This is a genomic window from Acinetobacter sp. S40 (assembly GCF_016624705.1).
Lineage (GTDB): Bacteria > Pseudomonadota > Gammaproteobacteria > Pseudomonadales > Moraxellaceae > Acinetobacter.
In genome coordinates this window covers 124,810-137,155 of sequence record NZ_JACVTU010000004.1, presented here as the reverse complement: position 1 = coordinate 137,155, position 12,346 = coordinate 124,810, and the positions used below count along the sequence as shown (strand labels likewise).

Genomic DNA, 12,346 nt, shown 5'->3' with positions numbered 1-12,346 from the left:
GCGTACTTTATAAGCATAAACAAATCAATTTTGAAGCGCTGCTTCGATTAAATAAGGGTATATGATGAACGCTCCGCTCTCATTTTTAGTCAATGAGGCGATTCAACGCTTTGATATTGCTCAGGCTCTTGAGTTGGTCGCCGATTTAAAAAAAGCTGATCTTGCCGATCTTTTGGAACAAATGCCAGCGCAATCCAGTTGCCAATTGCTGGAATATTTGCCGCGTCGCGCCAAAGTTTTTGCCAAGATTGATCCTGACTATCAATCCAAACTTGTGCATGAATTTTCAAGAGCAAGTCTCGCTGAAATTATTGCCGAAATGCCCGCAGATAAACGAACGGATTTATTTAAACGCTTGGATTTAAAAGAACAAGAAGCTTTGCTCCCTGCCTTGGCTCAGGCGCAGCGTGAAGATATACGTCGTCTTTCAACTTATCAAGAAGAGACCGCGGGCGCGATCATGACATCGCAATATATTACGTTGAGCCAAGACATGACCGTCACTCAAGCTATGGAAACCTTAAGACGTTTAGCCCCAGATGCTGAAACGATTTACGAATCTTATATTGTTGATGAAAAACGTCGTTTGATTGGTGTTGTGTCATTGCACGAGCTGGTTTTGGCACCTTTACAACAAAAAATTCAAGAATTAATGAGCAGCGATGTGATTAGCGCCTATGTCGATGATGATCAAGATGATGTTGCAAAGAAAATAGCGCGTTATGATTTATTGGCACTTCCTGTTATTGATCATCAAAGAGCGTTGCTAGGGATAGTGACTTATGATGACGCAATGGATGTTGCCAGTGAAGAAGCCAGTGAAGATTTCTTAAAAGTGGGTGGGGTAGAAGCATCGGCACCCAGCTTGAATATTAAAGAGGCGTCGCTGTTTTTACTTTATCGAAAACGGGTGTTCTGGCTGGTTATTCTGGTTTTTGGCAGTTTATTGTCTGGATTGGGAATTGCTCATTTTGAATCGGTAATTGAATCTAATATTGTGCTGGTCTTCTTTTTACCTTTATTAGTCGGGAGTGGGGGGAACGCTGGATCACAATCATCCACTCTGATGGTACGCGCTTTAGCAACGGGTGATGTAGTAATGAAAGACTGGTTTAAATTACTTAGCCGCGAATGTGTGGTGGCTTTGGGGCTAGGGGTCACTATGGCGATTGCAGTGGCGATTTTAGGCTATATTCGTGGTGATGCAATGGTGGCTTTGGTTCTCATTCTGAGCATGATTGGAATCGTGCTCATTGGAAGCATCATTGGAATGAGTTTGCCTTTTATTCTAGATAGGATAGGATTAGACCCTGCTAGCGCTTCTGCACCATTAGTTACCTCAATTTGTGATGCAACTGGCGTCATCATCTATTTATTTATAGCAGCGCAGTTATTGAATAATGTTGCCTTGTAAACAGATGTAGAAAGTCAAAGTAATTAAGCTGAAATAGATTAAAATACATAAAACTGTTTTGATATCGAATGTATGGTACAACAAAAAAAATTAGCACAACATGAAGTCATTCAGCTGGAACGTGATCTGGCCAAGTTTGCCAATGTTATGGATAGTCTGGTTCGTATTCCATTTACCAAACAAGGGATTGGAGCAGATGCTGCGTTGAGTACTATTCCTTTTGCTGGAGATGTAGCAGGCTTTGTATTGACCTGCTATGCGATTTATAAAGCCAAACAAATTGGTGTACCACAGCATAAGCTGAATCCTGTAATTAAACTGGCCGCACTTGATGCAGTCGTCGGTTTTATCCCAGTTGCGGGAACTGTATTCGATGTGTTTATACGACCTAGTCGTAAGGCATTGGATATCGTACATGAGCATATTCGAGAGGAATATCAGATTCAAAGTCAATCACACGTGATTCATCCCTATTTGCATGAACGTTTGGAGCGTAAACAGCAACAGTCAGCATTTTGGCGAAATCCTGTGGTGAGCTGGTTTTGGCTACATTTACCTGATCTCATCGGGCTGCTTTTTATTCTATTTTTTGTGGCTGCTTTGTGGTTAGGTAGTCATTATCTATGGTCATGGTATCAAAGCTATCATTGAGCTGAGTTTTGCAATTAAAAAAGCCAGTCATGATGACTGGCTTTTGCTAGAAAAGAATTTAGTGCAATTAAGGGTAGTTCAATTGTTGTAGCGCTGCTACACGTTGTTCAATGGTCGGGTGGGTATGAAACAACGCTGCAAGACTAAAGCCTTGTTCTTTGCCTTCGGCAATCGCAAATGCTTTCATTTCTTTTGGCATTTGATCTGGAAGTTCAGATTCTGCCTGTAAGCGTAACAATGCGGAAATCATGGCTTGTTTACCTGCTAAACGCGCACCTGCTTCATCAGCACGGTATTCACGTTGACGTGAGAACCATAACACAATCGTTGAAGCTAAAATACCAAACACAATATCCAGTACAATCGTCACGACAAAATAGCCCATGCCAGGTGCTTCGCCATCCTGACGACCAAAAACATTACGATCGACAAAGTCTCCAATTACACGAGCGAAGAACATTACAAATGCGTTGACCACGCCCTGAATTAGAGCAAGCGTCACCATATCACCATTCGCAACATGTCCAATTTCATGGGCCAAAACTGCGCGTAGTTCATCTTTATTCATTCGTTCGAGTAAGCCACTGGATACTGATACGAGTGCGTCATTTTTATTCCAGCCTGTTGCAAAAGCATTGGACTGGTAAGAAGGGAAAATCCCCACTTCTGGCATTTTAATGCCTGCGCGTTGCGAAAGTTCTGCAACAGTTTGCAATAACCATGCTTCAGCCTGATTACGTGGAGCATTGGGGTCAATCAGTTCTGTACCTGTGGTTTTCTTCGCCATCCATTTTGACATGAATAGGGAAATGAGAGAGCCAACCATACCAAACACAAAACAGATGACCAAGAGGTTGCCTAGATTTAAGCCACCCGCGCCATGGTAACTACCGACACCGAAGAGTGACAAAATAATGCCAGCTACAACCAGTACCGCGAGGTTGGTTAGCAAAAACAAACCAATCCGCATCATTGAGTAAATCCTCTTTCAGGGTATTAAAATAAAATAGAACATGATCCTAAAATCATTATGGTAAATATGCGGGGCTTTTCTTAAAAATTCAAGACATATTATTTTATTTAAGGAGTTTTTAAGTTAACTGTTGTAAGTGATCTAAGCCTTTAATTTGAAATATGAATTCTTGCTGAAGCGGTTGCATTATCTGTTACATAAGTCCCAGGCGCGTCAGTAAAACTATTATTGGATACAGAAATAATTTGGCGGTTATATTTTGAAGTACTTTCGTTCTGATTGCTCGGCGGAACTGTGCTGCTGTAATTAGGGGATTGGGCTATGATTTGAGGCGTAGTCGTTGTTGTTGTACTGCTCCCTACGCCTGAGGCATAAAGATTGTTAAAACGACTAGTGACACGTTGCACATAATCCTGAGTTTCTCGAAATGGAGGAATTCCGCCGTATTTATCAACATTCCCTTCACCTGCATTATAAGCTGCTAAAGCGAGTTGGGTATTGCCATTAAAACGCTTGAGTAACCAACTTAAATACTTGACACCTCCAAAAATATTTTCATAAGGATCATATATATTAGAGACATTAAAACGTTTGGCTGTAGCAGGCATTAATTGCATTAACCCTTGTGCTCCAACAGGGGAGCGGGCATTGGTATTAAAACCTGATTCAGTGTGCATGACCGCTTTAATTAAGCCTTCAGAAACACCATGCTGTTGAGCAGCTTGATGAATAATATGATCAAATGCATTTTTATTTTTGCTATAACTGGGTAAAACAGCAGCTTCAGAATTACCCCAGTTGCGATAAGAATGGATGTTACTATCAGGATAATAAGTTGCTTTTATCTTTGTCAGTGAACGATCTGAACTTTTCCGATTTGTGAGCAATGTACCGCCATCCCGATCTTTATAAACATAAATTTGACCAGCATGAACTGACACAGCAAATACAGTTGTAATTACTGACCCCAAAATAAAATGTAAAGAAAAATGCACGCCCTTATTCATTGTATATTATTCGCTGTATCAAAATATGTAACGTCACGTGACCTAGTTTAACAAAAAAAAGTAAATTAACTAGATTTTATGAAAGTTTTTTTAAACCTGTTTGACAAATAAAATCAAGTTATTTTGTCTGAATACTAATCAAAAAAAATTAAAAAAAAATTTTAGAAAAGTGAGCTTGACATAAATAAGTATTTGAAAAATAAATATAAAAATAATTGATTAAAAAATGATCAATTTAAACAAAAGCCTTATTTTCACATTAGAATACTTTGTCAAGTCTAAAGAAATCCACAATTTTATCCACAGGTTTTGTGGAAAACTGTGGAAAAGTCCAAAATATAAGCATCTTGGCGAAATCTTACACAACTAAGCTTAATTTTTCTTTAAGGCAAAATATTATAAATCGCAAAAATGACAAAGCAGAGAAATTAAAAATTCTTTAGGTGCGCTTCATGAATGAATCGGATAAAATTATGCGGTATTTTTTTTATGGGTCACGTGTGTCTATGTACTCGCCAGTTGAGTCCGATCAGGGATTTAAGTTTAAACCTGAGCTGCCAACCAGTTCAGCATATTATCGCTTGCTAAAAAAACTCCGTCGTCAAGTGGGTCACGCTATTCGTGACTTTAAAATGATTGAGGAGGGTGACAAGGTTATGGTATGCGTGTCTGGTGGTAAAGACAGCTATACTTTACTGGACATTTTGTTGCAGTTTAAGCGTATTGCGCCCATCAGTTTTGATATCGTTGCAGTTAATCTGGATCAGAAACAACCCGGTTTTCCTGAAGATGTGCTTCCACGCTATATGGAAGAAAATAATATTCCGTATTATATTTTGGAAAAAGATACTTATACCATCACCAAGCGTTTAACCCCGGAGGGGAAAACTTATTGCGCAGTGTGTTCGCGTTTACGTCGCGGTTCACTCTATGGTTTTGCTCAGGAAATCGGAGCGACCAAAGTTGCACTTGGGCATCATCGTGATGATATTATTGCGACTTTCTTTTTGAACCTGTTTCATGGTGGTAGCTTGAAGGCAATGCCACCAAAACTTTTGTCCTCAGACAAAAAAAATATTTTGATACGTCCTTTGGCTTATGTCGAAGAAAAAGACATTATCAAATATGCGGAAATGCGTCAGTTCCCAATAATCCCATGTAACTTATGTGGTTCTCAGGAAAATTTACAACGAGCCATGCTTAACGAAATGTTACGTGAATGGGACAAACAGTATCCAAAACGTTTACACAGTATTTTTGGTGCACTACAAAATGTATCACCATCACAACTCGCAGATCGAGAATTGTTTGATTTTGAAGTTCTTGATTCTCAACGCGAATTAGACTTTAAAGATCCAGAAGAAATGAAGAAAAAACTGGATGTTGTCAATTTAAGTTTTGCTGCTGAATAAACAATTTCAATGCTAACTCATTTATAAGTTAGCATTTTTTTTACACGTTGATGTCTTGAAATACTCTAAAATGAATGGCGCGTACAAAAAAGGTTAGCTCAAAATAAAAAGAACGTGCTATAACAAGGCACAAGCAAATTGCTTCAAAATGATGTTGTCTATACTGACCTAGTCAACACAAGGAATTGAAAAAATATATTTGAGGATAGAACATGCCTGCATTTTTAACTGATGACTGGTTTTCGACTGTTGACCAATTAACTGCTGAGGCAGGTGACTTAAATTTACCACCTGCGTTAGCAAATCTTGCTATTAATTTGGTGGTTATAGATGCCAGTGGTAATAGTGAATTGGCTTTAGATGGTGGGAAAATTCAAAAAGGTTTGTCATCAAATGCCAAAACCACGTTGAATATGGATGCTGAAACACTTCGTAAAGTCTTCCTTGAGTTTGATATGGCTGCTGCAATGCAAGCATTCATGACAGGTAAAATTAAAGTTCAGGGTGATATGTCTCAGTTAATGGCATTACAAACTGCTAAACCAAGCCAAGAACAAAAAACTTTGTTCAAAAAAGTGCTTGAACATACTGCATAATAATTTAATGCATATAAAAAGCTTAATCCTGAGGGATTAAGCTTTTTTAAAACAAAGATCTACAATAATAATTAACTTAAACATCAATCCAGCGTTCACTAGTTTTGATGTGTTCCACATAAGCGCGAATTCGTGTCACATACTGTACTGCTTGACGATATCGACCATTACTGGCCTTGTTTCGATTTAAATAATCATAAAAATCGACCCAATTGTTGGGATTTTTACCTTGGTTTTGCAAACGCTTTTGAATCTGGCTAACTGCTCCAGGTCCCATATTATAAGCAACCAACGCATACCAGTTACGATCTGGATAGGGAATATGTTGATATTGACTCAACATAAGGTCGTAGTACTTCGCGCCGCCTTGAATGCTTTGCGCAGGATCAACGCGATTAGTCACACCCATGGCACGTGCCGTGTTATTGGTCAGCATCATCAGCCCACGAACGCCTGTTGGCGAAACTGAATTGGGTTTCAAATATGATTCTTGATAACCAATTGCAGCGAGCAATTGCCAATCCAGATCATATTGTTCAGCAGTTTTCTTAAAACTCGCCTTATAAATGGGTAAACGATTATCGAGATCACGCTTAATCATCGGCCATGATTCAGGTGTGACGACATTACGATTATAAAATGAAGCCAATTGCCCAGTAACACCATTTTGTTTACTTTGGCAAATAAATCCACTTGCGGTTTGTGAAAGTGGGTCATCGGCGTATTTAAATACCCAATTAAGCTGAGTATTCAGACCATTCTTTGACAAATTGGCGTCATCACCGCAACTGGCAGAAAATGAAATCAATTGTTTATTTTCGATCGTTTTAAAATTGGCCGTGGTCATTGCAAAGTTTGCTTTACCCTGCGCAACCATATTGAGAGCCGTTGCATTATCTTTAACGGTCTTAAAATTTAGCTTAACATTTAGGCTTTTTGCATATTGCCGCGTTAAGTCATAGCCGAAGCCATGTAAAAATTGACCTTCTTTAAATACAGTTGTGGGAGATTCAACGGTAACAACGGTCAGTGTATTACTATTTACAACATCGTTATATTGATGTGTCTTACCCGCATTAATGCTATGAAATGGCAATAGCAATGTACTCAATGCTAATGCTTTAAATGGGAGAGAAGGAAATAAGGAATCTAGGCCAAGCCTCGACCCAGTGGTTGAATTACTGTGCATGTTGTCTCCGCTACAGATAATTTACGCCCTAAAAATCCAGACAAAATGCTTCCAGATTTTCAACAAGTTGGTAAATCCAAGAGGGGTGGGCAGTCATGACGTCATCCAAAAATGACTCGGGAAAATAATGACTTTGTAGAAAAACTACATAGTTTAAAAAATGACCAAATGAAAGTTAGGGCGAATAATAATCACCTTAAAACTGAATGTCAAATTTTTTGCATAAAAAACATACCAATTAATTTTTAACTCAATGATTTGAAAAGAGAATAAAGTTATACAGTTTATACGTGTTGAAATCGCGAATGCTCTGATAATTATTGTAGCCAATCTGTTGTGTTTCAGTAGAATTTAATCATGTAATCTAACTTAAGGAGTATCTAAAAAGTTGATAAAAGGATTCAATCATTCTAAAGATTTGCGGATGAAATCAGACGGTTATTACTTTGGGTATGAGATATTGATGAGATACCAAACTTTCTTACCTGTCGGAGTATGTACCTGAATTTCGTCGTCTACCGATTTGCCTAAACATGCTTTTGCCATAGGGGATTGAAGGGAAATGTAATCCTTACGCCCGTAAATTTCTTCATCACCTACAATACGAAATTTAATAGTTTCACCCTCATCATTTTCTAATTCAACCCATGCACCAAAATAAGCCTTTCCATCCTGTTCAGGACTATATTCAACTTTATGTGCAATCTCAAAGAGCTTAGTTAAGTATCTAATTCTACGATCAATCTCCCTTAACTTTCTTTTGTTATAGTGATAATCTGCATTTTCTGAACGGTCACCAAGACTTGCTGCCCAAGATACAATACTTGTAATCTCAGGGCGTTCTTTACGAACAAGATGATTTAACTCATCTTGTAAACGTTGATATCCTTCAGCGGTCAATAGTTTTCGATTCATGACAAAATATCCAATGTTTTAAACACTATAACCCATCTTCGGTGTGTAACAATGAGAGGGGCATTTTATTAGAATCTATAGCCATTTGTTTATATTTTTTCTGAAGTGATTTAAAAAAATGAATAAACTTTAACTAAAATTTCAGATATTTTACTCTTGTTTTATAAATAGAATAATTAATTGTTCATCTCGGTCTTACAATAAATTTTCATCTCATTCTATTTAGAAATAAAAAAATCTGTTTGTTTAATAAGAAGCTAAATTTGTTGAAGGAAAGATACGATTACGAATTTTATGGTATTAAAAAGAATAGATAAAAAAAGCCCTTGTATAAACAAGGGCTTTTTAGATATTTGGCGGAAGCGGTGAGATTCGAACTCACGGAGGACTCACACCCTCGTCGGTTTTCAAGACCGGTGCATTAAACCGCTCTGCCACGCTTCCAATGGCGGCTATCATATAAATAAAAGTGTGTTTTGGCAAATTATTTCAGAAGAAAAAGGTTTAAAAGATCAAAATTAAAGCAAAATACTGGTTTTATCGCATTGTTTCTAAGCTTATCGGGTATGAGTATTAGTTCGATGAGTGGACGAAAATTTGGATGGTTTATTTTTTCTTTGAATTTCAATCTATTGAATAAAGATAAATTCATCTATTGTTTTTCTATTTTTACCTAAATTTAGCATTAAAAAAGTAGTTATCTTCGATACTTACAGATTGTACTTTAACAAAATTATCGATATATTTCTGAAAACATATTGAAAAAAAGGCAATCAGCATGGCTATAAAACAATCAAAAAAAATACTCATTTCAACGCTATTAAGTTGTGGTGTGTGGTTGAGCTTTCAAGCCCATGCCGCTAATGATGTAACCGTATATGCAGCGGCTAGCTTGACCAATGCGATCGCTGATTTAGAAAAAGAGTTTGAAAAGCAAACAAAAATAGAAGTGAAAACCTCTTATGCGGGTTCATCGACTTTAGCAAAACAAATTGAAGCGGGTGCACCCGCAGATGTGTTTATTTCAGCCGATGAACAATGGATGAATTATTTACAAAATAAAAAGTTAATCGTTGCTAATCAACGTATTAATTTACTGGGTAATAAACTGGTTCTGATTGCCCCTAAAAATGCCAATATCCATCCTATTAAAATGGAAAAGAGTACTGATCCAAATACAGTTTTCCAAGGGAAATGGTGTACAGGTGATACCAAAAGCGTTCCTGTAGGAAAATATGGGAAACAAGCACTTACTTCACTCGGATGGTGGCAGAAACTTCAACCAAAATTGGTTGAGACCGAAGATGTCAGAGCTGCTTTAAATTTTGTCGCACGGGGTGAATGTCAGTTAGGTATTGTGTATGCAACTGATGCGGCGATTAGTAAAGATGTCAAAATCGTAGGAGTATTTCCAGAAAATACTCATGCGCCGATTATTTACCCATTAGGATTACTTAAAAACACGCCATCTGCGGTAAAATTTTATCAATATTTACAGACGAAACAGGCAAATAAGGTGTTTAGAAATTACGGTTTTACTGTTCTTTTGCCTGCTAAATAATGTTTTTCCCTCTTTCAGCAGAAGAACTTGAGGTTCTCAAGTTATCTTGTCAGGTTGCTGTGTTTAGTTTGCTGGTGAATTTGATTCCTGCATTACTAGTGGGCTGGCTATTGGCACGAAAAGAGTTCTGGGGGAAATCCCTATTTGAAACCTTGGTGTTTTTGCCTTTAGTTTTACCTCCTGTGATTCCTGGCTATTTGCTGTTACAGGTTTTTGGTAACAATGGTGTTTTGGGTCAGTATCTGAATGCTTGGGGCTTCAATTTAGCTTTTAATTGGAAAGGCGCTGTTCTAGCTGCCGCAGTGATGGGGTTTCCTTTATTTGTTCAATCGATTCGACTCGCAATTGAATTGGTGGATCAGCGTTTGGAAATGGCAGCGAAAACATTAGGTGCATCAGGATTAGGGGCTTTTTTTAGTATTACATTGCCTCTGGCAAGTAGTGGCATATTGGTGGGTGCAATTTTATGCTTCTGCCGTAGTCTGGGAGAATTTGGAGCGACGATTACATTTGTGGGAAATATCGCAGGAGAAACGCGTACTCTTCCTTTGGCCATGTATAGTCTAATGCAACAACCTGATACCGAACATCAAGTATGGCGTTTAATTATATTATCTTTAAGTGTCGCATTTTTTGCACTCTGGTTTGCACAATGGTTTCATCGCTACCAGAAAAAGAAACGGGGATAGCGCGCGTATGTTGAACTGTCATTTCCAACTGCAACTTGGTAAGTTCAAACTAACTCAGGCTTTTGAATCTGATGACCGCGTCGTGGGCTTATTTGGTGCATCGGGTTCAGGAAAAACGAGCATTTTACATGCGATTGCAGGACTAAATACACCTCAATCGGGCTGGATCAGGATTCAGAATCAGACTTGGTTTGATCATTCGCAAAAGATTAATTTAACAACGCAGCAACGTCGTATCGGACTAGTTTTTCAGGACGCACAATTGTTTCCGCATATGAGTGTTAAAAAAAATTTGCACTTTGGATTTAATCGGATCACCCCTGAAAAAAGGCATTTTAAAGAAGATTACATCATTGAATTATTAAAATTAGGCCATTTATTAAATCGTGTGCCTGTAAAACTATCGGGAGGAGAAAAACAGCGTGTCGCATTAGGACGTGCGTTATTATATTCCCCGCAACTTTTATTATTAGATGAACCTTTATCCGCATTAGATGCAGCACATAAAGCTGAAATTATTCCTTTCTTTCAAAAAATTAAGCAGGAAATTCATATTCCTATGCTATATGTGAGTCATGATATTGAAGAAATTCAGCAGCTAACAGACAGTATTTGGTATTTGTAACAGCTTTTTCTCATAAATTTTATAGGTTGTAAAAGCAAAAAAGGCAAAAATAAGGTGCTTATTTTTGCCTGAAGGGAAGAAAGCAGTGTGGATGATTAATCCGCGATTTCAATTGCAATTGCGGTCGCTTCACCACCCCCAATACAGAGGGCAGCGATACCTTTGCGTTTGCCTAGTCGTTTTAGAGCATGGATGAGCGTCACGATAATACGTGAACCTGATGAACCAAGAGGATGACCCAAGGCGCAAGCACCGCCATTGATATTAACTTTTTCAGGGTCAAGTTTGAATGCATCAATAGCCGCCATGGTCACCATTGCAAACGCCTCATTAATTTCCCATAAATCGACTTCTTCAGCAGACCAACCGACTTTTTTAAGTAATTTTTCAATCGCACCGACAGGAGCAATGGTAAATTCTTCTGGTAATTGTGAGTTGGTAGTATAGCCTTTGATTTCGGCAAGAATATTTAGTCCGCGCTGTTGGGCTTCTTGTTCAGAAGTCATTACAAGTGCAGATGCGCCATCGCTGATAGAGCTTGAATTCGCCGCAGTAATGGTTCCATCTTTGGCAAAAGCAGGCCGTAATGATGGAATCTTATCAATTTTTGCATTTCCTGGATTTTCATCGGTATCAACTAAGACATCGCCTTTGCGAGTGCTGACTGTAACGGGTGAAATCTCCTGCTTGAAATAACCTTCTTGAATGGCTTTTTGTGCACGTGTCAGAGAGCGAATGGCAAATTCATCCATTTGTTCACGTGTATAGTTTTTCTTATCTGCCATTTCTTGTGCAAAGGAACCCATCGCACGGCCCGTATAGGCATCTTCTAAACCATCCATAAACATATGATCAATCACTTGACCATGTCCCATACGGTAGCCTGTGCGCGCTTTTGGCAATAAATAGGGAGCATTTGTCATGGATTCCATTCCACCGACAATGGCAATCTTAATACTGTCTGCCTTGATACCATCGGCAGCTTGCATAGCAGCTTTCATACCAGAACCGCATACTTTATTAATCGTGGTTGCACCCACATGATCAGGTAAACCCGCTTTACGCATCGCTTGACGAGCAGGGCCTTGCTTGACCCCAGCAGGAAGTACACAGCCCATGATCACTTCATCAATATCATTGACGGGAATATTGGCTTGTTCGACTGCTGTTTGGATAGCAACAGCACCAAGATCAGGTGCAGTTAAACCAGAAAGACTACCTTGAAAGCTGCCCATAGGGGTACGTGTTGCAGCGATAATCACGATTTTTGACATGAAATGATTCCTTCCAAGATGGGTTCAGCCTGATGACTGA

Annotated in this window: 12 protein-coding genes and 1 tRNA gene; 7 read left to right on the top strand and 6 right to left on the bottom strand. The window is 38.6% G+C overall.

The window, feature by feature from the left end:
* The first annotated feature begins 61 nt into the window (after positions 1 to 61).
* The gene (gene mgtE, locus IAE19_RS07930; protein WP_413784488.1) at positions 62 to 1,414 is read left to right on the top strand and encodes a magnesium transporter; all 1,353 of its coding nucleotides are present in this window, start codon (positions 62 to 64) and stop codon (positions 1,412 to 1,414) included.
* A gap of 72 nt (positions 1,415 to 1,486) precedes the next feature.
* Positions 1,487 to 2,065, top strand: a complete 579-nt coding sequence (locus tag IAE19_RS07925; RefSeq protein WP_200460401.1) for a DUF4112 domain-containing protein — start codon at positions 1,487 to 1,489, stop codon at positions 2,063 to 2,065.
* Between the two features lie 67 nt (positions 2,066 to 2,132).
* Here the strand turns inward: IAE19_RS07925 and htpX are convergent, their stop codons facing one another.
* Positions 2,133 to 3,038, bottom strand: coding sequence for a protease HtpX (gene htpX, locus IAE19_RS07920; RefSeq protein WP_200460400.1), 906 nt, complete (start codon positions 3,036 to 3,038; stop codon positions 2,133 to 2,135).
* A gap of 149 nt (positions 3,039 to 3,187) precedes the next feature.
* The gene (locus IAE19_RS07915; RefSeq protein WP_200460399.1) at positions 3,188 to 4,045 is read right to left on the bottom strand and encodes a lytic transglycosylase domain-containing protein; all 858 of its coding nucleotides are present in this window, start codon (positions 4,043 to 4,045) and stop codon (positions 3,188 to 3,190) included.
* A 506-nt stretch (positions 4,046 to 4,551) separates the two neighbouring features.
* On the opposite strand from IAE19_RS07915, the gene ttcA reads away from it, so the two are divergent.
* Together ttcA and IAE19_RS07905 are read left to right on the top strand one after the other, a co-directional pair.
* The gene (gene ttcA / locus IAE19_RS07910; protein WP_200460499.1) at positions 4,552 to 5,457 is read left to right on the top strand and encodes a tRNA 2-thiocytidine(32) synthetase TtcA; all 906 of its coding nucleotides are present in this window, start codon (positions 4,552 to 4,554) and stop codon (positions 5,455 to 5,457) included.
* Positions 5,458 to 5,669: 212 nt separating this feature from the next.
* A complete protein-coding gene (locus IAE19_RS07905) occupies positions 5,670 to 6,053 on the top strand; it encodes an SCP2 sterol-binding domain-containing protein (RefSeq protein ID WP_200460398.1) in 384 nt (127 codons plus the stop codon).
* Between the two features lie 76 nt (positions 6,054 to 6,129).
* Here IAE19_RS07905 and IAE19_RS07900 read toward each other — a convergent pair whose 3' ends face one another.
* The 3 genes from IAE19_RS07900 to IAE19_RS07890 form a co-directional block, all read right to left on the bottom strand.
* Entirely contained in the window at positions 6,130 to 7,242 is a 1,113-nt protein-coding gene (locus IAE19_RS07900) for a transglycosylase SLT domain-containing protein (protein WP_200460397.1), read from the bottom strand.
* A gap of 441 nt (positions 7,243 to 7,683) precedes the next feature.
* Positions 7,684 to 8,157 (bottom strand): transcription elongation factor GreB, encoded by a 474-nt coding sequence (gene greB / locus IAE19_RS07895; RefSeq protein ID WP_200460396.1) that lies wholly within the window; start codon positions 8,155 to 8,157, stop codon positions 7,684 to 7,686.
* A 354-nt stretch (positions 8,158 to 8,511) separates the two neighbouring features.
* Positions 8,512 to 8,601 (bottom strand) — tRNA-Ser (locus tag IAE19_RS07890).
* A gap of 334 nt (positions 8,602 to 8,935) precedes the next feature.
* Between IAE19_RS07890 and modA the strand changes: the two genes are divergently transcribed.
* Genes modA through modC form a run of 3 tightly spaced genes read left to right on the top strand, consistent with a single transcriptional unit; the run spans position 8,936 to position 11,032 of the window.
* Entirely contained in the window at positions 8,936 to 9,718 is a 783-nt protein-coding gene (modA, locus tag IAE19_RS07885; protein ID WP_200460395.1) for a molybdate ABC transporter substrate-binding protein, read from the top strand.
* Positions 9,718 to 10,407 (top strand): molybdate ABC transporter permease subunit, encoded by a 690-nt coding sequence (gene modB / locus IAE19_RS07880; RefSeq protein ID WP_200460394.1) that lies wholly within the window; start codon positions 9,718 to 9,720, stop codon positions 10,405 to 10,407. Before modA ends, modB begins: the two co-directional genes overlap by 1 nt.
* A gap of 7 nt (positions 10,408 to 10,414) precedes the next feature.
* A complete protein-coding gene (gene modC / locus IAE19_RS07875) occupies positions 10,415 to 11,032 on the top strand; it encodes a molybdenum ABC transporter ATP-binding protein (RefSeq protein ID WP_200460393.1) in 618 nt (205 codons plus the stop codon).
* 95 nt (positions 11,033 to 11,127) lie between these two features.
* Here modC and IAE19_RS07870 read toward each other — a convergent pair whose 3' ends face one another.
* The gene (locus IAE19_RS07870; RefSeq protein WP_200460392.1) at positions 11,128 to 12,306 is read right to left on the bottom strand and encodes a thiolase family protein; all 1,179 of its coding nucleotides are present in this window, start codon (positions 12,304 to 12,306) and stop codon (positions 11,128 to 11,130) included.
* Positions 12,307 to 12,346 lie beyond the last annotated feature (40 nt).

Excerpts from the sequence above, each read along its gene's own strand:
- mgtE (WP_413784488.1), top strand. The coding sequence starts at position 62 with ATGATGAACGCTCCGCTCTCATTTTTAGTCAATGAGGCGATTCAACGC.
- IAE19_RS07925 (WP_200460401.1), top strand. The coding sequence starts at position 1,487 with ATGGTACAACAAAAAAAATTAGCACAACATGAAGTCATTCAGCTGGAA.
- htpX (WP_200460400.1), bottom strand. The coding sequence starts at position 3,038 with ATGATGCGGATTGGTTTGTTTTTGCTAACCAACCTCGCGGTACTGGTT.
- IAE19_RS07915 (WP_200460399.1), bottom strand. The coding sequence starts at position 4,045 with ATGAATAAGGGCGTGCATTTTTCTTTACATTTTATTTTGGGGTCAGTA.
- ttcA (WP_200460499.1), top strand. The coding sequence starts at position 4,552 with ATGTACTCGCCAGTTGAGTCCGATCAGGGATTTAAGTTTAAACCTGAG.
- IAE19_RS07905 (WP_200460398.1), top strand. The coding sequence starts at position 5,670 with ATGCCTGCATTTTTAACTGATGACTGGTTTTCGACTGTTGACCAATTA.
- IAE19_RS07900 (WP_200460397.1), bottom strand. The coding sequence starts at position 7,242 with ATGCACAGTAATTCAACCACTGGGTCGAGGCTTGGCCTAGATTCCTTA.
- greB (WP_200460396.1), bottom strand. The coding sequence starts at position 8,157 with ATGAATCGAAAACTATTGACCGCTGAAGGATATCAACGTTTACAAGAT.
- modA (WP_200460395.1), top strand. The coding sequence starts at position 8,936 with ATGGCTATAAAACAATCAAAAAAAATACTCATTTCAACGCTATTAAGT.
- modB (WP_200460394.1), top strand. The coding sequence starts at position 9,718 with ATGTTTTTCCCTCTTTCAGCAGAAGAACTTGAGGTTCTCAAGTTATCT.
- modC (WP_200460393.1), top strand. The coding sequence starts at position 10,415 with ATGTTGAACTGTCATTTCCAACTGCAACTTGGTAAGTTCAAACTAACT.
- IAE19_RS07870 (WP_200460392.1), bottom strand. The coding sequence starts at position 12,306 with ATGTCAAAAATCGTGATTATCGCTGCAACACGTACCCCTATGGGCAGC.